Origin of the sequence: Lewinella sp. LCG006, assembly GCF_040784935.1 — a bacterium.
GTDB lineage: Bacteria > Bacteroidota > Bacteroidia > Chitinophagales > Saprospiraceae > Lewinella.
In genome coordinates, this window is the sequence record NZ_CP160680.1 from 4,212,492 (window position 1) to 4,236,113 (window position 23,622).

Annotated in this window: 17 protein-coding genes; 12 read left to right on the forward strand and 5 right to left on the reverse strand. The window is 49.1% G+C overall.

Annotated features, from left to right (window positions below; all coding sequences use genetic code 11):
* Positions 1–14 precede the first annotated feature (14 nt).
* Positions 15–662, forward strand: coding sequence for an HAD family hydrolase (locus AB0L18_RS15220; protein WP_367388158.1), 648 nt, complete (start codon positions 15–17; stop codon positions 660–662).
* Positions 663–951: 289 nt separating this feature from the next.
* On the opposite strand, the gene AB0L18_RS15225 is transcribed toward AB0L18_RS15220, so the two are convergent.
* Positions 952–1,551: a CvpA family protein gene (locus AB0L18_RS15225; RefSeq protein WP_367388159.1), complete on the reverse strand. Its 600-nt coding sequence runs from the start codon at positions 1,549–1,551 to the stop codon at positions 952–954.
* A 237-nt stretch (positions 1,552–1,788) separates the two neighbouring features.
* On the opposite strand from AB0L18_RS15225, the gene AB0L18_RS15230 reads away from it, so the two are divergent.
* From AB0L18_RS15230 to AB0L18_RS15250, 5 genes are all read left to right on the forward strand, one after another.
* Positions 1,789–2,259: a hypothetical protein gene (locus AB0L18_RS15230; protein ID WP_367388160.1), complete on the forward strand. Its 471-nt coding sequence runs from the start codon at positions 1,789–1,791 to the stop codon at positions 2,257–2,259.
* Between the two features lie 174 nt (positions 2,260–2,433).
* Positions 2,434–4,029: an amidase gene (locus tag AB0L18_RS15235; RefSeq protein WP_367388161.1), complete on the forward strand. Its 1,596-nt coding sequence runs from the start codon at positions 2,434–2,436 to the stop codon at positions 4,027–4,029.
* 75 nt (positions 4,030–4,104) lie between these two features.
* Positions 4,105–5,004 (forward strand): SPFH domain-containing protein, encoded by a 900-nt coding sequence (locus AB0L18_RS15240; RefSeq protein WP_367388162.1) that lies wholly within the window; start codon positions 4,105–4,107, stop codon positions 5,002–5,004.
* Positions 5,005–5,224: 220 nt separating this feature from the next.
* Positions 5,225–6,319: an alkene reductase gene (locus tag AB0L18_RS15245; RefSeq protein ID WP_367388163.1), complete on the forward strand. Its 1,095-nt coding sequence runs from the start codon at positions 5,225–5,227 to the stop codon at positions 6,317–6,319.
* Positions 6,320–6,567: 248 nt separating this feature from the next.
* Positions 6,568–7,527 carry a D-2-hydroxyacid dehydrogenase gene (locus AB0L18_RS15250; RefSeq protein ID WP_367388164.1) on the forward strand — a complete coding sequence of 320 codons (960 nt, stop codon included), beginning with the start codon at positions 6,568–6,570 and terminating at the stop codon, positions 7,525–7,527.
* A 268-nt stretch (positions 7,528–7,795) separates the two neighbouring features.
* Here the strand turns inward: AB0L18_RS15250 and AB0L18_RS15255 are convergent, their stop codons facing one another.
* The 4 genes from AB0L18_RS15255 to AB0L18_RS15270 all read right to left on the reverse strand — a co-directional run bounded on the left by AB0L18_RS15255 (position 7,796) and on the right by AB0L18_RS15270 (position 14,122).
* Complete coding sequence (locus tag AB0L18_RS15255; RefSeq protein ID WP_367388165.1) at positions 7,796–8,296, reverse strand: GbsR/MarR family transcriptional regulator; 501 nt, start codon at positions 8,294–8,296, stop codon at positions 7,796–7,798.
* Between the two features lie 68 nt (positions 8,297–8,364).
* Complete coding sequence (gcvT, locus tag AB0L18_RS15260) at positions 8,365–9,471, reverse strand: glycine cleavage system aminomethyltransferase GcvT (RefSeq protein ID WP_367388166.1); 1,107 nt, start codon at positions 9,469–9,471, stop codon at positions 8,365–8,367.
* Between the two features lie 96 nt (positions 9,472–9,567).
* A complete protein-coding gene (locus AB0L18_RS15265; protein ID WP_367388167.1) occupies positions 9,568–11,562 on the reverse strand; it encodes a peptidylprolyl isomerase in 1,995 nt (664 codons plus the stop codon).
* A 25-nt stretch (positions 11,563–11,587) separates the two neighbouring features.
* Positions 11,588–14,122, reverse strand: a complete 2,535-nt coding sequence (locus tag AB0L18_RS15270; RefSeq protein WP_367388168.1) for a transglycosylase domain-containing protein — start codon at positions 14,120–14,122, stop codon at positions 11,588–11,590.
* 164 nt (positions 14,123–14,286) lie between these two features.
* On the opposite strand from AB0L18_RS15270, the gene AB0L18_RS15275 reads away from it, so the two are divergent.
* The 6 genes from AB0L18_RS15275 (at position 14,287) to AB0L18_RS15300 (ending at position 23,541) form a co-directional block, all read left to right on the forward strand.
* Positions 14,287–16,128, forward strand: a complete 1,842-nt coding sequence (locus AB0L18_RS15275; RefSeq protein ID WP_367388169.1) for an ABC transporter ATP-binding protein — start codon at positions 14,287–14,289, stop codon at positions 16,126–16,128.
* Positions 16,129–16,304: 176 nt separating this feature from the next.
* Positions 16,305–17,126: a formylglycine-generating enzyme family protein gene (locus AB0L18_RS15280; protein ID WP_367388170.1), complete on the forward strand. Its 822-nt coding sequence runs from the start codon at positions 16,305–16,307 to the stop codon at positions 17,124–17,126.
* Positions 17,127–17,809: 683 nt separating this feature from the next.
* Positions 17,810–19,192 carry a caspase family protein gene (locus AB0L18_RS15285; protein WP_367388171.1) on the forward strand — a complete coding sequence of 461 codons (1,383 nt, stop codon included), beginning with the start codon at positions 17,810–17,812 and terminating at the stop codon, positions 19,190–19,192.
* 29 nt (positions 19,193–19,221) lie between these two features.
* Positions 19,222–21,816 carry an SUMF1/EgtB/PvdO family nonheme iron enzyme gene (locus AB0L18_RS15290; protein ID WP_367388172.1) on the forward strand — a complete coding sequence of 865 codons (2,595 nt, stop codon included), beginning with the start codon at positions 19,222–19,224 and terminating at the stop codon, positions 21,814–21,816.
* A gap of 336 nt (positions 21,817–22,152) precedes the next feature.
* Positions 22,153–22,542 (forward strand): GxxExxY protein, encoded by a 390-nt coding sequence (locus AB0L18_RS15295; protein WP_367388173.1) that lies wholly within the window; start codon positions 22,153–22,155, stop codon positions 22,540–22,542.
* A 141-nt stretch (positions 22,543–22,683) separates the two neighbouring features.
* On the forward strand, positions 22,684–23,541 hold the full coding sequence (locus AB0L18_RS15300; protein ID WP_367388174.1) for a formylglycine-generating enzyme family protein: 858 nt from the start codon (positions 22,684–22,686) through the stop codon (positions 23,539–23,541).
* The last annotated feature ends 81 nt before the right edge of the window (positions 23,542–23,622 follow it).

Genomic DNA, 23,622 nt, shown 5'->3' on the forward strand with positions numbered 1-23,622 from the left:
TCTGAGGAGAACTCATGAAAAAAGTAACCTGTGTATTGTTTGACATGGACGGCGTCATTATCGATTCTGAATTGCTTCATAAGAAAGCTTATTACGAGACTTTCGATGCTTTAGGGGTAGAGGTGTCAGAGGAGTTGTACAAAACTTTTACGGGGTCTTCGACGATAAATGCTTTTCAGCGATTGGTTGCGCATTTTAATTTAGAGGAAGATCCCGAAGAATTGGTTTTGCAAAAGCGTAAACGCTATGTTGATTTCTTTGAGAACGATCCAAAGCTGCATTTGGTAAATGGGGTCGAAGCTATTATCAAGTATTTCTATCATAAGGGGCTCACTTTGGTGCTGGCTTCTTCTTCTGCGATGGAGAATATAGACCGGGTGTTTAACCGATTTGATCTGCATCAATATTTTACGGCCAAGATCAGTGGCGCAGATTTAAAGGCATCCAAGCCGCATCCGGAAATCTTTGAAAAAGCGGCCATGCTAGGACGCACTCCTAAAGAAAACTGCATCGTTATCGAAGATTCGGACAACGGAATACAAGCTGCTAAAACTGCCGGCATTTTTGTTTTTGGTTACAGGAACCCAATGGCTGCAGATCAAACGCTAGAAAATGCAGATGTGGTCATTACTGACTTTAGTGAACTGAAGAAGTATGTTTGAGGCCCGGGCGCAAAGCGTAGCTTGGTGCGATATAAGTTGGGAACTAAGGAGAAAGGATGGTAGCTGCTCTGCTCCGTAGGATCGGGTTTCAAACCCAATCCTACGGAGCAGAGCAGAGCAGAGCAGAGCGTGGAAAGCTTGGTGAAGATCCCGACTTGCATCAGTAGATGATAAGGCGTTTCCGTCAAATTGCTAAAAGGGAGAACCACGTTTCGGCATGGAGATGTTTCAGTGCAACGTCTCTACGAGCAACGTTTAAACCTTTACACCATAAAACCCTTAGACTCGTTTAATACCTCCTCGGCGTATCCTCCTCATCCTCCTCGAGATCAAAGAATTTATCGTTCTCCTGGCGTTCTACAGAACTGTCGATTTGATCCATTACATCAAGCGCGTGCTGGTAAAATTCCTGGAAGACGGGCCAGATATGCTTTCCAGCAGTCCAGGCGTATTCGGGAATGGGTTGGAGCATATTGTAGGTGACGGAGTCCTCCTTGGTGTCGGGGTCGATCAAGCGGGAATTATCGGCAAAAGAGACGAGGACGCTATAGAGGAAGATGAAGAAAAACATGGAGACACCTCCTCCCATCATTTGGTTGATAAAGTTGATGTTGACAGCTTCCAACATGTTTTCCAGGCCATTGGCCAACATCCGGAACAAGACCAAGGTGAGGATGAGGGTAAGCAGAAAGGCCGCTGGCAACATGATTGATCCCGGGCCATCAAACCATTCTTGCAGCATGGATGAAACCGTGGGGCTGAACTTGAAAGCAGCCATGGCCCCAAAAAGAATAGAGATGGTGGTAAGCACCGTCTTGATGATCCCCCGCGAATAACCTACCCAGAAACCGTACAGCGCGATAATCGCACAAATAACGTCAATGATCATTGGTGATCTGTTGTTTGTTCTTAGACTATTTTAACAACCTTACGACGCTGATGACGGTTCAAAGATGCAAATATTTAGGTAAGGGATTAAATTCTTTAGACGAAAGCCTTGAATTCAGCGTTGAATCTTTTGCCAAAGGACTGAGCTAGTACCCCTAATCTAGAGAATAGTTACATTTTGTTCCTTACCTTTGTTTTTATGCTGTTCACGATTTTCAAATTATAAACATTCCCAAAAATGATGAGATCTCTTATAACCACTGTATGTCTCTTCGCCTTGCCACTGCTAGCATCAGCGCAATCTGGATCGCTAGATAAAATTTTTGTGCTGGGTTCGGAAGAACAACGCTACGAACAACTAACTTCGACCTATAGCCAGTCTTTGCTTGAGGCTTGTGCGGGTGATATCACCAAAGCTTTTGAAGGTTGGCTGGATATGCAACAAGCCATGGACAATTACGCTAATAGCCAGAATTTTGACCTTAATGGTGTCCGTCTGTGGTTGCACGTTTTTTGGGCAGAGAATGGGCAAATTGACCAGATAGGATTCCTACTACGCCCTGATTCTCGCTTGGTATCGGAAGACGAAATCAAGGTACTCCTTGCCGGCTTCATTGAGCAATACCGCTTGCCAGTGCAAAGCAGCCAGAAGTTTAACCATTACACGGGTGCTGCTTTTCCTACCTTGTCACAACGTAGAGGTAACTAATACAATCACTAGAATTAGGTAAGAAAATGATCCCGATTATGGCCAAAAGCGCTGTAATCGGGATTATTTTTTATTTTTTGACATCTTTTTATACTTTCTGAGGTTTTGTAATTTCAATCTTTAATAGCTGATACTCTGATAATCAACCTGGTTAGAGAAAGTAAAATCTTACGTATGAAAAAGTGCTACAGTCGTATTGTCCCTACTTCGCTGCTACTCACCTTATTGGTATTGTTTTCTTGTACGACAGGCGGACAAGTTGCAGAAAACCAAGCTGCTACGCTCGAACTTGAAGAAATTACCATCGCCGATATCCAGGCGGCTTATGCTGCGGGGACTTATAGCGTTCAAGAACTTACCCAGGCTTACCTCGACCGGATTGCTGCCATTGATGACGCAGGGCCGATGTTGAACTCGGTGATTGTGGTTAATCCAGATGCCCTGTCGATTGCTGCTGAACTGGATGCAGAACTAGCCGCCGGGAAATCCCGAGGGCCAATGCACGGAATTCCTGTGATCCTGAAAGACAATATTGATACCCACGACAAAATGCCAACCACGGCGGGCTCCAGGGCTTTGGCCAATTCTTACCCCTTACAAGACAGTTACCTGGCCAAACAATTACGTCAGGCTGGCGCCATCATTATAGGAAAGGCCAACCTGAGTGAATGGGCTAATTTTCGCGGTGAAATGTCTTCCAGTGGTTGGAGTGGTGTTGGTGGGCAAACCAAAAATCCCTACGTGCTTACGCGCAATCCTTGTGGATCATCTTCAGGCTCAGGCGCTTCGGTGTCGGCTAACCTGGCAGTTTTGGCAGTAGGTACGGAGACCAATGGTTCTATTGTTTGTCCTTCTCATGCGAATGGCGTAGTGGGCATCAAACCTACCGTTGGGCTGATCAGCCGTAGTGGTGTCATTCCTATTTCTTTCACCCAGGATACGCCTGGCCCAATGGCCCGGACAGTACGTGATGCAGCTATCGGACTGGGGGCCATGGTCGGTATTGACCCCGCCGACAGCAAGACGCTTGCCAGCGAAAACAAAACCTACAAGGATTATACCCAGTTTCTCAATGCTGATGGACTAAAAGGGAAGCGCATCGGTATTTATACCCAGCCGTTAGGGGCCAATTTTAAAGTAGATACGCTTTTTGCACAAGCCGTAGCATTCATCAAATCGCAAGGTGCAGAAACAGTAGAAATCGAAGAGATCGCTCCACGACAGGCAGGTGGATTGTCATTTGAGATCATGCTCTTTGAGTACAAAGATGGTCTCAATAAATATTTTGCCAGCTTGGGCCCCGATGCACCCATAAAAACGGTGGAAGAACTTATTGCTTTCAACAAGCAAGATGAAGTTGAGTTGGAGTATTACAACCAACAATACCTGGAAATGGCACAGGCAAAAGAAGACCTCACTTCCACGGCTTATCAGGAAGCACTAGCCGAAATGCTTCGCCTAAGTCAGCAGGAAGGTCTTGATAAAGTGATGGAGGAAAACAAGCTGGATGCCATCATCGCTCCCACGGGCAGCCCTGCCTGGACGACGGACTGGATCAATGGCGATCACTTTCAGTTGGGGAGCTCTTCTCCGGCAGCCCGCGCAGGATACCCCAATATCACCGTACCCATGGGCTTTGTGGGAGAACTCCCCGTAGGCATGTCCATCTTCGGGCAAGCCTGGACAGAGCCACTGCTATTGGAAATTGCCTACGCCTTCGAGCAAGGAACCAAGCATCGGAGGGCACCCAAGTTTTTGGAAAAAGATTAAGTGGTAATCGGCGAACAAATTAGTATAGCTGATCCTTTTGGTAGTAAAGCTATTATATACTAAAAATAAGCGCCGATGAAAACAATCAAAATTTTTTCTCTAACACTTTTAATCGTTGGGTTTTTATCAAGTTGTGTGGTAATCCGCCCAGGAGAAGTAGGCGTACGCCAGCGTTTGGGGCGGATCAACGACCAGTCGTTGAATGAAGGGCCTCGTTCTTACAACCCCTTCACCAGTACCATCATAACCTTACCTACCCGCACGGTTAACCTGGAAATCAGATCCAATCTCCCTTCCAAGGAAGGGCTGACGATCAGTTCTGAAATTTCTATTCTCTACCGAATTATCCCCAAGGAGGCTCCTAGTATCTTACGGGAAATTGGTCGTAGTTATGAGCAAGAGATCATCCTTCCTGTTTTTCGTTCTGCTTCTGCTGATGTGACTGCCCGATTCCTGGCCAAGGATATGCACTCGGGAGAGCGTTCCATCATTGAGAATCAGATCAGGGAACGGATGTCTGAAATACTTCAGGCCAAAGGAATTATTGTAGAAAATGTGTTGCTCAAGAGCATCCAGTTGCCTCAGGGTTTGGCCCGTTCAATTGAAGAAAAACTCCAGGCAGAGCAGGATGCTCAACGTATGGAATTTGTGAAACAGCAAGAGCAGGCCGATGCCGAACGGCGCACCATCAAAGCGGAAGGTGACCGTAACGCAGCTATCATTCAGGCCGATGCCGAGCGACAGCAAATGGAAATTCGGGCTGCTGGCCAAGCCAATGCCATCCTTCTGGAAGCCAATGCACAGGCAGAGGCCAACCAAAAACTAGCGGAAGCATTGGAACCACAGATTTTGCAATACCGTGCCATCGAAGCCTTCTACCGAATGTCTACCAGTGATAATACCAAGGTCATTATCACCAGCAGTGAATCTCCTTTCCTGGGTATTCCTGCAGAGCTGGTCAATAAAAATAATTAGTGAGTGAAATTATGTTCTCGAGTTCCCGGAGGCTGTTGCAGCTTCCGGGTTTTTGTTTTAGAAAACCATTAAAATTACCTCGTTTGTCCCCTGTTGGACACTACAGGTTTTGCGACTCATCTATTCAAAACCTAGTCGTGTTTCTTTGACACACTACCGAACAAGTCCAACTATCGAGCTTGTTACAAGGAGTGGATTTATAAACCAAAAAAACAATCTTATGTCAAAGAAAATCTTCGAAAAATACCAATTAGGGAACATTGAACTTGCTAACCGTATCGTCATGGCTCCGATGACCCGAAGCCGCGCTACGGACAACATCCCTAATGCACTCATGGCAGCTTACTATACACAAAGGGCAGGTGCTGGCCTAATCATTACCGAGGGCACATCGCCTTCTCCCAATGGTTTAGGTTATCCACGTATACCAGGAGCATACAGTGCGGCACAAACGGAAGGCTGGCGAGGTGTCACTCAGGCGGTACACGCTGCCGGTGGGAAAATTTTCTTACAGATCATGCACACTGGCCGGGTATCTCATCCACTGAATATGCCTGCTGGCAGTGAGGTTTTGGCACCTTCAGCCATTGGCTTGACGGATAGTGAAATGTATACCGACCCGAAAGGGAATCAACCCTTTCCTCAGCCCAAGGAGATGACTGCTGAGGACATAAAAACGGCTATACAGGAGTACGTTACGACCGCAAAAAATGCGATTGATGCTGGCTTTGACGGTGTAGAGTTACACGCGGCAAATGGCTATTTACTTGAGCAATTTATCAATCCTGGTTCGAATCAGCGTACCGACAAGTATGGTGGAAGCATTGAAAATCGAATTCGTTTTGTTATTGAAGTAGCGGAACAAGTCGTAGCAGCCATTGGAAAAGACAAGACCGCTATTCGCGTTTCACCCTATGGTGCCTTCAATGAAATGGGGCTGTATGATGAACTGGACGAGACTTACGCTTTACTTGCCGAAAAACTGAATGACCTGGGCTTGGTGTATCTCCATTTAGTTGACCATAGCTCAATGGGCGCACCAGAGGTTCCTGATCGAATCAAGGAGATCCTGCGAACCAAATTTGAGCGAACCTTTATCCTTAGTGGAGGTTATACTAAAGAGCGTGCCGAGAATGACTTGCAGGCAGGAAAAGGTGACCTGGTGGCGATGGGTCGCCCCTGGATTGCTAACCCTGACTTGGTGGAGCGCTTCCAGGAAGAGGCTCCACTCGCAGAGCCTGACTATGATTCCTTCTATACGCCCGGAGCCAAAGGTTATACCGATTACCCGGCCTTGGAGAACGCAATGAAATAAGTTGTTTATACCGAGTTTTAATAGCATCCCGGGTTTCTTTCCATGAAATTCGGGATGCTTTTTTTGATCTGGTGGGAAGAAATTCAGTCTTAAGTAATAACACGGTAATTTGCTTGAGGATAGTTGCGCAAGCGAGTAAAATATCCTTACTTTTGCGCTGCCTTCAGCCAAAAGCAATGATTTGGTTCGCTATCCTAACCACGTCGCGCACCAAGTAAACAATCTTCAAACCCCTTAATTTAAAGGACATGATTAAGATTCTCGCCAATGATGGTATTCATCCAGATGGAAAGACATTGCTGGAAGAAGCCAACTACCAGGTGGACACCGACAAAGTAGCCCAGGAAGACTTGATTGAAGTACTACCTGCTTATGATGCTATCATTATCAGAAGTGCTACCAAAGTTCGTAAAGACCTCATCGACGCTTGCCCCAATTTGAAAGTGATTGCTCGTGCGGGTGTTGGACTTGACAATATCGATGTTGATTACGCACGCGACAAAGGCATTGCGGTATTCAATACTCCCGCTGCTTCTTCTCAGTCAGTTGCTGAACTGGTATTTACCCACATGTTCAACCTGGCACGCTTTGTGCACCGTTCCAACCGGGAATTGGTTGCAAGTGACGCCAATTTCAAGGCTTTGAAAAAAGCATACTCAGAAGGCACCCAGCTTCGTGGGAAAACCCTGGGTATTATTGGTTTTGGTCGTATCGGGCAGGAAGTCGCTCGTATCGGCATCGGTATGGGGATGAACGTTTTAGCTTCCGATCCTATGGTGGATGAAGCGGATATCGACATCATGCTCTACGCCACCAAGAGTATCCGCTTGACGGTTACTGTTGAAACCGTAAGCTTCGAAGAAGTACTGGCACAGTCTGACTTTATCACTTTCCACGTGCCTAGCGTAGGCCGTGCATTGGTAGGCAAAGACGAGATCGCTCAAATGAAAACGGGTGCCTTCATTATCAATACTGCCCGTGGTGGTATTGCTGACGAAGATGCTTTGTTGGAAGCGCTAAAGAGTGGAAAATTAGGCGGTGCTGCATTAGACGTTTTCGTCAATGAGCCAACTCCTAATCCAGAATTGCTCCAGCATCCCAACGTATCGGTCACTCCTCACATCGGAGCCTCTACCGTAGAAGCTCAAGCCAATATCGGCCGAGAACTGGCGGATATCATCCTTGAGCATTTTGGTGCCTTGGATTAATGTGAGCCTTGCCATTGTGTACTCTGAAAGTGATTATTTGCTAGGCAATTCTCACGGTACTAGGTATTTGGTAGAGGGTAAAGGGATTACCTGTGGTGATGACCTGCGGTGATCGTCGCAGGCTCCTCAGAGTTGTCGTTCCTCCTCAGAGTTTTGGATTACCCAAATTTGACGTTACCCTTAAGTACCATCTTTACGCAAAATCAAGCCATCTAAACCCAAGTAAGGCATTTAAGGAAACTTAAATGCCTTACTTGGGTAAATTAATCTACCTGATCATTTTCATGAAAGTGCCTACAAACCAGTTGGAGTCGGCTTTGGTGAGGGTATCTAGCGTAGAGTCAGCTTTGCTACTGAAGAGTTTAATGTCTTTGATAACTTCCGCAAAAGCTTCTCCCTGTTTGCTATCATCCGCAACGCCTGACAACTCGTCAAGCACCCTCAGCATTGGTTCGAGCTCTCTTTTCTTACGTTGAGTGATAATACACTTTACCACTTCCCACATGTCTTTCTCTGCCACAAAAAACTCTTTCCGTTCACCGGGTTTGAGTTCTTTGAAAACGAGTCCCCAATCAATGAGCGCCCGAATATTCATATTGGCGTTGCCACGGGAGATTTGCAATTCTTCCATAATCTCATCCGCCGAGAGTGCTTCGGGAGAGATGAGCAATAGTGCGTGGATCTGAGCCATGGTACGGTTGATACCCCAACTTGAGCCCAGTGCGCCCCAGGATTGTAAAAACTTTTGCTTGCCTTCGTCTAGCGTCATGATTACCAATCGTATTCGTAGATTTCAGAAAATTGTGAAATCTAATACTATAATAAGGAAAAATGCGCTTAAATGTTCAAAAAAGGCAATTTTGCTACTTTGGCAGATAAGCGTTTTTGGCCAGCAACGATAAAAACTTCGGTGCCTGGCGTGCGGTATTCCGAGGGTACGTACCCCATTCCGATCGGGTGGCCCAGGCTTGGAGATTGTGTGCCACTGCTCACTTCGCCAATGGTTTCCCCGGCACTGTTTTCGATGAGATAGCCATGGCGGGGCACTCTGCGGTCGTCAAGTGTAAAACCTACCAGGCGCTTTTTTAACCCGGCCTCTTTTTGAGCAAGGAGGAAATCTTTAGCGATAAATTCCCCTTTGTTGAGTTTGGTGATCCAGGCCAGACCTGCTTCCAGAGGGCTGGTGGTGTCGGTCAGGTCGTTGCCGTAAAGGCAGTAGCCCATTTCCAGGCGTAGCGTATCCCGGGCACCTAAACCAGCGGGGGCAATGCCATGGTCTTTACCTGCTTCCATAACAGCATCCCACAGGATACCAATTTTTTCAGCATCGGCATAAAGTTCAAAACCACCAGAACCAGTGTAGCCAGTTGCGGAAATAATCACATTGTCAACACCTGCTACCGAACCTTTGGTGAAGGTGTAATACTTAATGGCGGATAAGTCAGTCGTCGTAAGTTGCTGTACAATCGCAGTAGCCGCAGGGCCTTGCACGGCAATCAAACCCGTTTGGTCTGAAATGTTGATGAGACGGGTATCAAAAGTATTCAACTCAAAGAGCCAACGCCAGTCTTTTTCAATGTTGGCACCATTCACCACCAACATGTAAGCGCGTTCTCCTTCTGAGCAGTTGTCTTCTGCCAGTCGATAGACCAACAGATCGTCAACGATACCGCCTTCCTTATTCGGAAAACAGGAATACTGAGCTTGTCCGATTTCCAGTTTACTGGCATCATTAGAGGTGACGTACTGAACAAAATCCAAGGCTTCCTTGCCCCTTACGATGAATTCGCCCATGTGCGAAACGTCAAAAATACCTGCCTTTTCTCTTACGGCAAAGTGTTCTTCTTTGATACCACTGTAAGAAATAGGCATATAAAAACCTGCAAATTCTGCCATCCGTGCCCCCAGGGCTTCATGACGATCTTTTAATGGAGTTGACTGCATGAGAGTTATTACTTATGGTTGGTAAGGGCTAAAGCCTTTTGGGAGACAATACAACTACTAACGCTTAGCCGAAGTCGTCTCCAAGAGGTTCAAAAATTAATTGGTCAAAAATTTGGCTTCCAAAATACGGTCACCTTGTTGAATCTTGTGGATGATGTCCATCCCCTGTACTACTTTTCCAAAGAGGGTATATTTACCGTCAAGGTGAAGGGTAGGAGAGTGGGTGATGAAAAACTGCGTCCCTTCGGTATCTCTACCTGCCGATGCCATGCCCAGCATCCCTTCCTGGTCGTAATGCAGCGGCGTTAACTCCGAACGAATACTATAATCCAGGCTACCGTAAGCATCGCCACTGGGGCTGCCACCCTGAATGACAAAGTTGGGGACAACGCGGTGAAAGGCTTTGTCGACCAGGAATCCGTCTTTTGCTAATTGAGCCAGATTAGCTACCGATCCGGGGGCTATTTCAGGCCATAAAGCAATGACGAAGTCTCCTGCATCTGTTTTGAGTGAAAGCCGTGGTTGGGCACCCAGGCTGGTCAATAGCTTCCAGTCGATGGGGTGGTTGAATTTGGGCTGAATAGGCTCAAACGTAGTCGTCCCTTTGAGATAATCGATGGTTTGCCCCAGCTCGTTGTAGCTTTCTACCATAGCTGGAAGTTCTAGCTCATCAAGGGTGCGGCTTAAAACATCCAGGCTATCGATAAAAGGACGGTAGTCGCGTTTTTCAGAACGTAATGCCGATGCTGCAATGGCCACCGGGCCTGGTTGTTTGCTTTTAATGGCTTCCGTGAAATAGCCTGCCAATTCTTGGGTTACCCGGCGAGCGCTAAGGCCAAAGAAACCGGCAAAGTCATCACGATCACCAATTTGCTGAAGAGCTTCGATACAAGCAGACTTGACAATGGGGTCGGTTGCCGTTTGGCTTTCGCGGAAGATATAGCGATAGTTCCAGGCAAATTCACCAAGGGCTCGGATCACCCTTGCTTTCTCGTAAGGAGAGTTGGCGGTGAGGTAACGCTGGCGCAACTCAAAGTTGATAGCATCCCGGAATTCGGTGCGGTAAGCGGGAAGATGGCGGTTGGCCACTTGGTAAAGATCAAGCTGAATAGGAGTAGGTAAGCTATCTTTCGCAAAACGCCACCATTGAGCCGCATCTTCGGAGGTGGAATTTTCTAATAAATACTGCGCTGCCCGACGGGCTACGTGTTCGTTACGATCGCGTAACGCTTCCGTCACGAGAGTGCGACAACTTTCGTAAGGAAAATTGGACAAGGCACGCAGAATATTGCATTTGACCCTGTAATCTCTTTCTTTATGGTACTGGCCAATCAAGCTGGTGAGTGCCTCATTCCTGCGCGTTTTACCTAAAGCGATGGCCAAGGCCATGCGAATATCGGGATTGTTGTTTTGCTCAAAAGCAGTACGTATAGCAGGTTCAGCCAGGGAATCCAGCGTGGTTGGCACCCTAGCAAGATAATTGGCAGCGATGAGTTGTACGCTTTCCGGATATTGTGATTGACAGCCTAATGCCAGCATTCGTTTGGTACCAATGGGGGAAATGATATCCCGCAACCCCATCCGGTAAATACCCCAGGCCTGTCCTTCGAGTAAAGCCGTATCCAGAGGAGTGTAGGTCGTCACCGAACTGAGCTGTTCCAAAGTAGGAAAATCACCACATTTACCGACTGCTTCAAGGATGGCTCTTTGCGACATGGCATGCACCATAGCGGTATCTTCCTGAATAAATCCACGAATGAGAAAAGGCAGCGCACGGGCATCGCCGAATTGTCCCAAAGAAAAAGCAGCGATGCTCCTTACCTCTTCTACCGGATCGTTTAAAAGACGTGCCAGGCTGTCCACTGCTTCTGGAGCGTCCATGCTTCCAAAGGCTCGGGCTGCAAGGTAACGATAGGTAGGGTTGGGGTGATAAAGCATGGGATACAGATCTTCCGTTTGCCGAAGGTCCTGCCAGTCAATGATGCGCTGAAAGAGAGAATCTTGCACATCAATATTGATCGTGGTAATGATTTCTTCCTCTTGCGGAGGAACACAGGCACTCCATAAGAGGGCCATGATGGAAAAAATCATTAAAGAAATGCTTGCTTGCTGAGTGTTATTCATCACCAAAATCCGGTTCATTATTAATATCAAAACCGCCTCCTTCATCAAATTCACTGTCCTCAAGGGGCGTATTGGGGTTCAAATAGGTATCGCAGTTCAGTTCGATGCCCAGGTTACCCGGAGGACGGTAGAACGTTTTGTTAAGATCCCAACGGAGGCTTTCTTCCTGTTGTAGGGATTCAATAAAACTAATCACCATGGGTTTGGCCATGTAGGCACCCTGTCCCAGGGCCAGGTTTCTAAAGCTGATCCAGCGGTCGTCTCCACCTACCCAGCAGCCTACGACCAAGTTGGGAGTCACTCCCATAAACCAGCCATCAGCGTGTTCGTTGGTCGTTCCTGTTTTACCTCCAAATTGCCCTTTGATTTTACCGCGGAAGCCAGATGCATACTGCAGCATTTCTAACATCGCGAAGTTGGCTTCGGGGCGAATGGCTTGCTTTTCCGTGGGTGCTCCCTGGTAAATCAGACGGCCAAAGCGGTCTTCAATTCTTAGCAAATAGGTGGGCTCGTTGTAGATGCCGTTGTTCGCAAAAGTGGTATATGCACCCACCATTTCCTGTACCGATAAATCTACTGCACCCAGACAAATGGAGGGGGTCTGTGGGATGATCTCTTTAGGGACTCCCATCAGCGCAGCTTTGTCGCGTACGGGTTCAGGGCTGCCCAGTTCCCTCATCAGCGTGACGGAGATGGTGTTTTTCGATAGCCGTAAACCATCCTTCAGGGTCAATAGTTCATTGGTATATTTTCCATCAGAATTCTTGGGCGTCCAGGGCTTTTGGAGGTAAAAACGTCCGTCGCCAGGTTTGATGGTCACCGGTACATCCATGTATTGCTGACAGGGCGAGATACCTTGCAGATCGATCGCGGTAGCGTAAACAAAGGGCTTGAACGTCGATCCTACCTGGCGACGAGTATGCTTGTTGGCATGATCGTACTGGAACCACTGGAAATTTACCCCACCAATCCACGAACGAACGTAACCTGTTTGCGGTTCCACGGACATCATCCCTGTTTGGAGGATCATCTTGTGGTACTTAACCGAATCCAGTGGCGTCATGGTCGTATCGGTGGACATTTCGTCATTGTAGTAGGCAAAGACGCGCATTTCTGTAGGCGTATTGAATTCCTTGTCTACGGCGGCTTGCAGTTTGGCCCACTGTGCTTTCAGTTGGTCAAACTTTTTGCTGCGCATTACCCGGCGGTATTTATTGGCGAGGCTGGAGCTGATCATGTCATTACTGACCAAATCCTTGATCACACCAGGGTTCTTGCTTTCTTCTATAATGCGTTCTACCTCCCGGTCGTCACTGCTGAAGCTAAGGTCGGTCTCATCTGACAGCAATCTGGTGATCTCATCGAGGTAGATTTTGCGTAAATTTTGGTAGCGATCAGAAGCACGGAGGTCTTTGGTCAGGTTGGCCTGGCGGCGTTCAATAGGTACTTCGGTTTCTGTACCATATTTGTAATCCCAGGGGTCTTTGTTGCTCCAGTGCTTGAAGAAGGTGCCTTGCAACTTGGCCATGTGCTTTTCCATGGCTTCTTCCGCCAGGCGTTGTACCGTAGGATTGATCGTAGTGTAGATGTTCAAGCCATCGCGGTAAATATCGTAAGCAGTACCGTCGGATTTGAGGTATTCCGGACGGCTGAGAATTTCCTTGATGTTTTCTGCCAACACCATCCGGAAGTAGGGGGCAAGACCGTCAATGTGGGTCTGGCTGGAAGCTTTTAGACCAAGAGGAAGCTGGCGATACTCTTCGTATTTTTCACGACTAAGGAAGCCTGCTTTTTCCATTTGGCTCAAAACGACCTCGCGCCGTTGTCTGGTGCGTTCCTCAAAACGACGAGGGTTGAACAAGGACGCATTTTTGAGCATCCCTACCAGCATCGCACTTTCCGGAATGGAGAGCTTATCGGGGGATTTACTGAAATAAATCTCCGCTGCTGCGCGAATTCCCTTGGCGTTGTTGATAAAATCGTATCGGTTGAGGTAGAGGGCAATGATTTCCTCCTTGGTATACTTGCGTTCCAGGCGCACCGCAATGATCCATTCCTTGAGCTTTTGCAAAAGGCGTTCCGACAAACTGCGAGCTGCCACCCCAGTGAACAGCAACTTTGCCAACTGTTGGGTAATGGTACTGGCGCCCCCTCTGCTACCCATAAAGGCAATCGCCCGAGCCAATCCGTAAAAGTCAATACCAGAATGTTCATAATAGCGAATATCTTCGGTCGCAATTAAAGCCTGCACCAAGTGTTCAGGCAGTTCTTCGTATTCCACTGGCACCCGGTTCTCGGTGTAGTACTTACCTAAAATTTCACCGTTTTCAGCAAAAACTTGCGAAGCCAGGTTGGTTTTAGGGTTTTCTAATTCAGCTACGGAGGGTAAGTTGCTGAAGGACAGTCCGATAAATAGCAGTGCGAAGGCAGCCAATCCCCCGAACAATAGCCGCCACATCCAAGTCACCATGGTTTTGTGGCGAGGATTATCATGGTCATTCAACCATTGATCAATCAGTTTGCGCATAGAATAGTGATGTATTTAAGGCAATAGGTCCGCAAGATACGAGATTCTGTAAGATCTGCTATGGCCCACTGCGTAGCTGTTGGTAACTTTTGCGTAGTTGTTACTAAAAACGCAACTATCGGGTAAATTGTGGTGTTGACCTAAGCAGTTAATTATCCAGGCAAATGTCGCAGTCAAAGAAAAAAACCGAAAGCCCTAAAGATCAGCCCCAGTCGTGGCGCGAGCAGCTAGGGGCTTTACGCCACCTCCCCCCCTTTTTCAAGATGATCTGGCAGACGAGTCCTTCCCTCGCTATCGGGAATGCCGTTTTACGCCTGCTCAAGTCGGTCTTGCCGCTGGCGATGTTGTATATCGGTAAGGAGATCGTTGATGAGGTAATCTTTTTGATGGATGCCCAGGCCGCTTCCCAACAATACCTCTGGACACTGGTCGCAGCGGAGTTGGTGCTGGCCATTTTGTCTGATCTTCTCTCCCGAGGCATCAGCTTGCTGGATGGTTTGCTGGGCGATTTGTTTGCCAATTCCACCAGTGTTCAATTGATTCGCCATGCGGCGGAGCTGGATTTGTACCAATTTGAAGACCCCGATTTTTACGATAAACTGGAAAGAGCGCGTCGGCAAACCACTGGGCGTACCATATTGATGTCGCAAGTGTTATCACAAGCCCAGGATTTGATCACCATCATCTCGCTGGGAGCGGGCTTGGTGGCCTTCAACCCTTGGTTGATCCTCCTGCTTATTCTTGCGGTTATTCCTGCCTTTGTAGGCGAAAATTATTTCAACCAACGCAGCTATTCTCTCACCCGCAGCTGGACACCCGAGCGTCGGGAACTGGACTACCTACGCTACATCGGGGCCAGTGACACCACCGCCAAGGAGATCAAAATCTTTGGGCTGTCCGACTTCCTGGCGAAGCGTTTTGAAGACCTTTCCTGGAATTACTACCGCGCCAACCGTAAGCTCAGCATCAATCGAGCCAGCTGGGGCTTTTTACTGGCTGCCTTAGGAACACTGGCCTACTACGGTGCCTACGTCTTCATCCTTCTCCAAACGGTGGGTGGCCTCATCACCGTAGGTACGCTGACCTTCTTGTCGGGTGCCTTCAACCGGATGCAGAGCCAGCTGCAGGGCATGATGAGCCGCTTTTCCAACATCGCTGGACAGGCACTTTACCTACAGGATCTCTTTGACTTTTTGGCCATTCGTCCTTTAATTCGCAACAAAGAACAGTCACTGCCTTTTCCCGAAAAGGTGCAAGATGGTTTTCGTTTCGAAAACGTCAGTTTTCAGTATCCCGGTGTGGAGCAGTATGCTATCCGCAACCTCTCTTTTCACCTGCGCGCAGGGGAGAAGCTGGCACTGGTAGGCGAAAATGGCGCGGGAAAAACGACATTGGTGAAACTCCTGGCGCGTCTCTACGAACCCACCGAAGGCCGCATCCTCCTCGATGGCGTCGATTTGCGTGATTACGATTTGACCAGCCTGCGGGCCAATGTGGGCGTCATCTTTCAGGACTTTTTTCGCTACCAGCTCAAAGTCCGCGAGAACATCGCCGTCGGCCGCATCAGTCAGGAAGAAGAGATCGAGATCATCGAAGACGCCGCCGAAAAGAGCCTCGCCGATACCGTTATCAAAGACCTTGCCGGTGGTTACGAACAAATGCTGGGCAAACGCTTCAAAGACGGTGTAGAACTCTCCGGCGGCCAATGGCAAAAGATCGCTCTGGCCCGTGCTTACATGCGCGACGCCCAGCTCCTGATCCTGGACGAACCCACCTCAGCCCTCGATGCCCGCGCCGAGCATGAGGTCTTCCTCCGCTTCAGCGAGCTGATCAAAGACCGCTCGGCCGTACTCATCTCGCACCGCTTCTCCACCGTCCGCATGGCCGACCGCATCCTCTTCCTCGAGCACGGCACCCTCCTCGAAATCGGCACCCACGAGGAGCTGATCGCACAGGATGGCAAGTATGCGGAGTTGTTTAGGTTACAGGCTTTGGGGTATCAGTAAGGTTGAAAGTTGTTGGTTGATTGTTGATGGTGACCTAACGCTTATACCTTTACACCAGCTTACGTCCTACTTTGAAAAAGATTAGCTAGTTGTTGTCATTTGGAGGATTTTACCTGAATTATTTGAACTTCTTAGGCACTAAACTATCTTAGCCGTAGATTTTACAATAGCGATGAATGAATCATAGTATATTATTGATAAGCTGTATTTGCTGGCTAGGGATAGGTGGCAATTTGGCGAAAATACAGGCTGCCGAAGCAGGTCAGGATGCAGTTGCGATAGGCCCTGAAGACTTTGTTCTCGTAGAGGGAGGCACTTTTACGATGGGCTGCAAGGCGGGGCGTGATAGAGATTGTGATGATAATGAAGTAGCCCATGAAGTGACCCTTTCGGACTTTTATATAGGGAAGTACGAGGTGACACAGGCCCAGTGGCGGCAAGTGATGGGAAGCGATCCGCCTAAACTCTACCATACGGGCTGCGACCAATGCCCCGTAGAGAGCGTAAGCTGGGATGATATTCAAGAATTCCTGCAAAAACTAAACACCCAGACGGGGGAGCACTACCGTCTGCCTACGGATGCGGAGTGGGAATTTGCGGCCCGCGGCGGCAACCAAAGCCAAGGTTATTGCTACAGCGGAAGTCACGATGTTTTAGAGGTGGGTTGGTGCAGAAAAAACAGAGAGCGAGGGAGTACCCCAGGTCTTGATTCTACGACCCATCCCGTCGGCCTCAAAAAAGGAAATGAACTAGGCATCTATGATATGAGTGGTAATGTGGAAGAATGGTGCGCTGATTGGTACAGCAAATACCTCAATTTAGCAGAAGAAAATCCACGCGGACCCGAATCCGGTTCTTTTCGGGTTAAGCGTGGAGGCTCATGGTACAACGAACCGGCCGAGTTGCGTTGTGCTAATCGCAGCGTTCTTGGGCCAGAGATCAAGGGTAGTAATATAGGTTTCCGGCTGGTATGGGCAGGCAAGGAAACGGCGGATTAGGGTGTGGGAAGATATTTATACCCGTTACTAAGTGGTCTGGGACATTCTCACTTGTCCTTTTTTGCTCTGACTGCGTTAATCCCGAGGCTTCGGGACGCCGAAGCTTAGGCTTCGCCTACGTTTCGCTTCGCGGCTTCTTCGAGGTTTCGCCTTGGCAGAGCAAAAAATGACGTTGCGATAATATTCCCAACTCAGAGGAGCTTGCGACGATCAGCGTAGCTAAACCACTTAGTGCCGGGTATAATATCCTGCTGGTCTTTCTGACCTGAGGCGACAACAAAGTGTATCCCGCCGGGGACCGATACAAAAACGTGCGTGGGCAACCCTGGTAGCTAGTACTGTCCCACCCTGGCTACCTTGCCGCTGGGTAGGCAGGCTCCGTCCTTCGGACACCTCCGCCCAAGCGGAGGACATCGACGGGCCGAGGCCCGAAAGCTACTAGTATGCACTTTCCTGCTTGTTATATCCCGCTGATCCCCTGACCAGCATGTAGGACTACTCTCGCCGCAAGCCATCTCGAAAACAGGAACACCAGCCAGAGCAATATTCCTGCCCTGCCCTGCGGGGAGGTGTCCGCAGGACGGAGGGGTATTTATTATTTTGGACGAAATCCCATCCCTAATAGAATTATTTTTAAATTTGGTTCACTAGAATACATCCAACAACCCTATTCTTCTCCCTTTATGGATCATCGCGCAGGTCGTCAACCTTCTGATAACAAAGCACAAAATACAGCTGCTTCCGCGGGCATGACCTATCTGCTGGGTATCGGGATCAACACTTACGAGCATTGGGGCAACTTGAATAACGCGGTGCGGGATGTAGAAGCGATCGCGAATATTCTTCAACAAAATTACGGCGTAACGCTGTGGAAATTACTGCGCAACGAAGAAGCCACCCGCAAGCAGATCCTCCGAGACCTGAAGGCTTTGATGAAAGAAGTAAAGGCCCCAGATAGCATCATTATCTACTACGCCGGACACGGGCACATTGATAAGGACACCCAATTGGGTGCCTGGGTGCCCACCGACAGCGAAAACGAAGATACAGACCTCTATATCCCCAATTCTACCCTGCGAGATTTCTTCCAGGTAGCTAAAGCCCAACACGTGTTTTTTATCTCCGATGCCTGTTTTTCCGGCAGCCTCTTGCAGGAGCGCCGCAGCGCAGCGGAGGAGATGGTGCTGACCGAACTAGCCGCTCGCCCCAGCCGCTGGGTGATGTGCTCGGGCCGCCACGACGAAGCCGTTGCTGATGGCCCACTGGGCGGACACAGCCCCTTTGCCCAGGCCATCATTGACGAGTTGACCTATAATCAAAACCCCGGTTTGAATGCCGCTGCTTTGGCTCAGAAAGTTCAGCTACAAAGCAAGCAATACTATAAAGATCAGCTTTCTGATTACGGGCCGGTTTACAATACCGGGGATAAACGGGGGCAATTGGTGCTTTGGCGGGATGGGGTGGTAGCACCACCACCAATATCTACTGAACCTTCCGTCTCACCAGGGGAGAAAGAACCGGAGAGGGGACCTACTAAAGGTTCTCCTACTACTAAAACAACCATACCTATGACACTTGCCGATTTTACGAGAAAGGTGAAAAACTACCTGGCCGAGGATAATGCCAGGGCAGCACTGAAATTCATGGCCGCCAGCTTGCGGGAGGACGCCTCTGAGCAAGATACTATTATCCTGCAGCTGGCTCGGGTGAATCGATTACAACGGGGAATAGACGAGGGCACCATCAACAAGGATAACGCAGAAACGGACGGTAACCGAATTAATGCGGCCATCAAAAGCCTGGCAAACAACATCGAAGCAGAAGACTTGCGGGAGGATGTTTTTATAGAAGAAGAGCCTGACCAAACGGCCCCATCGCTAATCGTGCAGCTATCGGATGCAGAACGAAGCGGAATTGAAAAAGCGATTGAATTACACACAAAAGTCATCAATGCCCTGAGGAAAAAGTTGGCCTTGGAGGATGATCCCATTCGCCAGATTCGCTACGAGGAACAGTTAGCAGAGAAGGAAGCGGAGTTAAGTGTACTTAAAGCAAAATTGGACTAGGTCCACGCAACGCAGTTAATTAAAACAGTATGGCACATCCAGTCGCGTTTGTACAAGATTTGAAAGATCGTTTGACCAAGGTGGGGATCATCAAGGTGATCAGGGCCTTGAAGGAAAAACTGCCCAAAGGGAATCCTCGTTACGATCTTCTCCTGCGGATTGAATCCGAATACAATGACCTGCGTGAACTGATGTTGGAAGGGACGATTTCGGACGAAAATCTGCGCACTCGAAAGGCACAGATCGAAAAACGCCTGATCGAATTGCTCAACCTCCTCAGTGCCGCTGATTTTGATCCTGAGACGCGCCATACACGCATTGCCAAAGAGCAAAAGGTCAAAAAAGGGCACGTGCTGTACCGCATCCCAAACAAGATGCAGGTGAAGAAAGAGTATCGCTGCCTGGTGCGCATTGCTTTTACCAAAGAAATGGTTTTAAGTGGTCTTGAACTGGATGATGATGTGGAAATCCGTTCCGAAGTGCGCATCTCCGACCGGATGCAGGTCAGCCTCATCGACCCGCAGCGGGAGCCCGTATTCGAGATCCGTACCACCAGCCAAAGCGAGCAAATCATTGACACGGACGAGGCGACCGAATGGCGATTTTTCGTGATGCCCCTGGTGAGCGGTGAGCATTTTCTGGAACTGAAAGTGCAGATTGTTTTCCATATCGATGGCAAAGACGTGGTGCGGGAGAAAACCCTCGAAGAGAGTGTCGTGATTGTCACGGAAGCCCCTGATGTAGCAGAAGAAGCCCCTTTTAAAACCGCCGTTGGCGATTTAAACGTTCCTGGTGATTTGGAGCTTTTTACGCCAACGAATGAAGGCATCAAAAGCAAAAAGGGTTTACTTTCGGGTGCGCTGCGTTGGATGGCCCTGAGTATGGCGCTGCTGATGGGCGTTACCTCTGCCTATGCTTACGGCCCTAAATCATTTCAGGAAAAAATCGATTGGCCAATAACCCGCTACATCAAGGATTCCGAAGAAGGCTATGTGAATTTTCTGAAGGAACATAAAAAAAGCAAACACGTAGAAACAGCCGTGTTCAGAAAGGCCAAAGCCATTGAGCGCGACCTGCCCTCGCAGCCGGAAAAAGCCCTGGATGCAATGGCTGTTTATTTGGAATCCTTTGGCGGAACGGGCAAATACCTCGACGAAGCCTACTGGACCATGGGACAATTGAGCCAGGAACCCGACTACTACCAACAGTACCTGGAGCTGAAGGGAGAACTGCCCAAGGACAGCGCCGCCAAAGCAGCGGTCGCTAAGCTGGAACCGCGTTTGTGGGAAAGCGTGCAAATGCAGAGCAGCGTTATCCAACTCGATCGCTACCTGCGTTTGTATCCGAGTGGGGAGCACCGCCAGGAGGCTTTACTAAAATTAACTGACAGCACCGTCTGGCAACAGCCAGCTACCTTGCCACCGGGTATTCCCGTGGATACTGCCAAGGTGAACTGGCAAAATCGCCTACAGGCCTACGCCGCTGAATTGCCCGCCGAGGATGCCCTCGCCAAGCAAACACTGCTGGCGCGGAGCGAAAATGTGGTACTGCCGAAAGTCACTAACTCCGCTGCGGTGGTAAACACGAATACGGACCCACAAAGTACCGCGCCGCAAGAAGCCGTGCAGGAAACTACTCCCGCAAGCACTCCAACAGTAGCGCCAGCCACGGAGCAGACGACCGCAACACCCGCTACCCAGGGGCAACAGCCACCCTGCCCCGATGCCGACAAAGACACTATCTGCGACGATAAGGACAACTGCCCGGAAACGCCCAATACCAACCAGGCAGATACCGACCGCGATGGCATCGGAGATGCCTGTGATGAGTGCCTCGCAACCAAGGGGATAAAGGAGTTGAAAGGTTGCCCGAAAAAAATAGTAGAGGGAACTGCGTCGGCCGCCACCCTCGCTGATATCGCCGCCAACATGGTACGCGTAGCGGGCGATACCTTCACCATGGGCTGCCAGGAAGGCCGCGATACGGACTGTTTCGACGACGAAAAACCGCCGCACGAAGTGACGCTCTCTTCTTTCTCCATCAGCAAATACGAAGTGACCCAAGCGCAGTGGCGGGCGGTAATGGGTAGCGACCCACCTGCGCTTTACAACAAAGGCTGCGACCAATGCCCGGTAGAGGGCGTAAGCTGGAACGATACTCAGGAATTTCTACAAAAACTGAATGCGCAAACGGGCCAGAACTACCGCCTGCCTACGGAAGCGGAATGGGAGTATGCTGCGCGCGGCGGCACTAAAAGCCAGGGCTACCTGTACAGTGGCAGCAATACGATAGGAGAGGTGGCCTGGTATTATGAAAATCATGAGCAGGGCAATACGCATGGCGCAGAAAAAACGACCCGCCCCGTAGGCGGTAAAAAGCCGAACGAACTGGGGCTGTATGATATGAGTGGGAATGTATACGAATGGTGCAGCGATAGATACGGGGAGGATTATTACGAAAATTCGCCGCAGCAAAATCCGCGTGGGCCGGAGGAGGGCTCGTACCGTGTGGATCGCGGCGGTAGCTGGTACGACGCTCCGGAGTTTTGCCGCTCCGCTAATCGGAACGGGAATACGCCGACTAATCGTTACGACACTGTCGGCTTCCGCCTGGCCCGCAGTTAGGAAGTTTGCCACTCCTGGCCTGGTGGTTGAGCAAGTGCGAAGTGCTGCTACGGAATGGAGCAAGGAGGAGCGAGGGACGAGCATCCGACGGCGGAATGGAGGAGTGGCACGAAGCTAAGTTAGGGCGGTGTTTTGGGGCGTAAGCCCCCGATTTTTTTGGATTTTCTTGGGTGGTGTTTTTGAGTGCGGGGATGGAATGGAGCAAGGAGGGTTTGAAGCAGGATTTTCAGAATTAGGGAATTTTTAGAATTTTGTAATTCTGTTTATTTTGCAATTCTGTAAACTAACTACGCTGCTCCTTCGGGGTCTGCTTCAGACATTAAGAAAGTAACAAGTATGTATAAAAACGACCTTACCTATAAGATTATCGGCTGTGCTATGAAAGTGCACAACACATTGGGTCCCGGTTTCCAAGAGGTGATTTATCAACGATGTCTGAAAATAGAGTTTTTGAAAGCCGATTTGTCGTTTGCCAGAGAGCAAGAACATGAGATTTTCTATGAGGGCACCCATGTAGGTACTCGCCGAGCAGATTTTGTGATAGAAAATGAAGTGGTGCTGGAAATCAAAGCTGTGGTAGCTTTGCAAGATGTTCATTTGGCACAAGCGAAGAATTATACAGTCGCTTATGATTTTCCGTTGGGGGTGCTTATTAATTTTGGTGGCAAAAGTTTAGAATACAAACTGCTGTTTAATCCGAAATACAATAAGGATGCACCAGAATGAATAAAAAGCGTTTGAATCAGGATTTACAGAATTAATGAATTATTAGAATTTTAAAATTCCGTTCATTCTAAAATTCTGAGAATCCTGATTCCAACAATGTATGTGAGCAAGTTACCACAAAAAACAAAAACCTACACCAAAATGAAAACCAATACCCTCTTCCTCCTCGTGCTCCTCTGTTCGGGATGTATGAGCATTCAGCGCAAGAACGCCGAGTCTACGGGGGCTACTGAAAGTACCTTGTTCTTCATCTCTGGCGGCACCTTCGAAATGGGCAGTGGTGCACAGTATGACGAAACGCCCCACATGGTAGAAGTGAGTGATTTCTACCTGGGGCGCACCGAGCTGACCTTTGGGGAATACGATGCTTTCTGCGAAGCAACGAACCGCGAGAAGCCCATTGATGAAGGTTGGGGCCGTGGCCAGCGGCCGGTCATCAACGTAGGTTGGTACGATGCGCTGGCTTATTGCAACTGGCGCAGCGAACAGGAGGGCTATACGCCAGTATACACCATCAACGGCGAGGAGGTAGCCGCCAACTGGGACGCCAATGGTTATCGCCTGCCGACTGAGGCGGAGTGGGAGTATGCCGCCCGGGAAGGCGGTAAAAACGTACGCTTTGGCAATGGAAAGGATATCGCCGACCCCGCCGAAATTAATTTTGATGGGACGGAAGACTTTAAGACCGACTACTCTGTGCTGGGGCAATACCGCGACCAAACGGTGCCTACAGGCAGCCTGAACAGTCCTAATGCGCTGGGCTTGCACGATATGAGTGGCAACGTGCTGGAATGGTGCTGGGATTTTTACAGTAGGAACTATTACAAAGAATCACCACCAAAAGACCCGCTTGGGCCAGCTTCGGGTGATGACCGTGTGGTTCGTGGCGGCAGCTGGAACGGCAATCCGCGGCTCTGCCTGGCAGCTAGTCGCAACTCCTGGGGACCGATGAGTCCTGCTTTGCATGTTGGTTTTCGGCTGGCGCGGAATGGGGGTTAGTTGGTTGATGGTTGGATGGTTTGTTTGTGGGGAGCTACCGCAAAACAGCATTTGTGCGTACACCCTGGCGCAGGCGAAGCC

Coding starts and splice junctions, on each gene's coding strand:
- AB0L18_RS15255 (WP_367388165.1), bottom strand. CDS start 8,296: ATGACGCTAGACGAAGGCAAGCAAAAGTTTTTACAATCCTGGGGCGCA.
- AB0L18_RS15275 (WP_367388169.1), top strand. CDS start 14,287: ATGTCGCAGTCAAAGAAAAAAACCGAAAGCCCTAAAGATCAGCCCCAG.
- AB0L18_RS15235 (WP_367388161.1), top strand. CDS start 2,434: ATGAAAAAGTGCTACAGTCGTATTGTCCCTACTTCGCTGCTACTCACC.
- AB0L18_RS15300 (WP_367388174.1), top strand. CDS start 22,684: ATGAAAACCAATACCCTCTTCCTCCTCGTGCTCCTCTGTTCGGGATGT.
- AB0L18_RS15250 (WP_367388164.1), top strand. CDS start 6,568: ATGATTAAGATTCTCGCCAATGATGGTATTCATCCAGATGGAAAGACA.
- AB0L18_RS15285 (WP_367388171.1), top strand. CDS start 17,810: ATGGATCATCGCGCAGGTCGTCAACCTTCTGATAACAAAGCACAAAAT.
- AB0L18_RS15270 (WP_367388168.1), bottom strand. CDS start 14,122: ATGCGCAAACTGATTGATCAATGGTTGAATGACCATGATAATCCTCGC.
- AB0L18_RS15295 (WP_367388173.1), top strand. CDS start 22,153: ATGTATAAAAACGACCTTACCTATAAGATTATCGGCTGTGCTATGAAA.
- AB0L18_RS15245 (WP_367388163.1), top strand. CDS start 5,225: ATGTCAAAGAAAATCTTCGAAAAATACCAATTAGGGAACATTGAACTT.
- AB0L18_RS15240 (WP_367388162.1), top strand. CDS start 4,105: ATGAAAACAATCAAAATTTTTTCTCTAACACTTTTAATCGTTGGGTTT.
- AB0L18_RS15220 (WP_367388158.1), top strand. CDS start 15: ATGAAAAAAGTAACCTGTGTATTGTTTGACATGGACGGCGTCATTATC.
- AB0L18_RS15280 (WP_367388170.1), top strand. CDS start 16,305: ATGAATCATAGTATATTATTGATAAGCTGTATTTGCTGGCTAGGGATA.
- gcvT (WP_367388166.1), bottom strand. CDS start 9,471: ATGCAGTCAACTCCATTAAAAGATCGTCATGAAGCCCTGGGGGCACGG.
- AB0L18_RS15225 (WP_367388159.1), bottom strand. CDS start 1,551: ATGATCATTGACGTTATTTGTGCGATTATCGCGCTGTACGGTTTCTGG.
- AB0L18_RS15230 (WP_367388160.1), top strand. CDS start 1,789: ATGATGAGATCTCTTATAACCACTGTATGTCTCTTCGCCTTGCCACTG.
- AB0L18_RS15290 (WP_367388172.1), top strand. CDS start 19,222: ATGGCACATCCAGTCGCGTTTGTACAAGATTTGAAAGATCGTTTGACC.
- AB0L18_RS15265 (WP_367388167.1), bottom strand. CDS start 11,562: ATGATTTTTTCCATCATGGCCCTCTTATGGAGTGCCTGTGTTCCTCCG.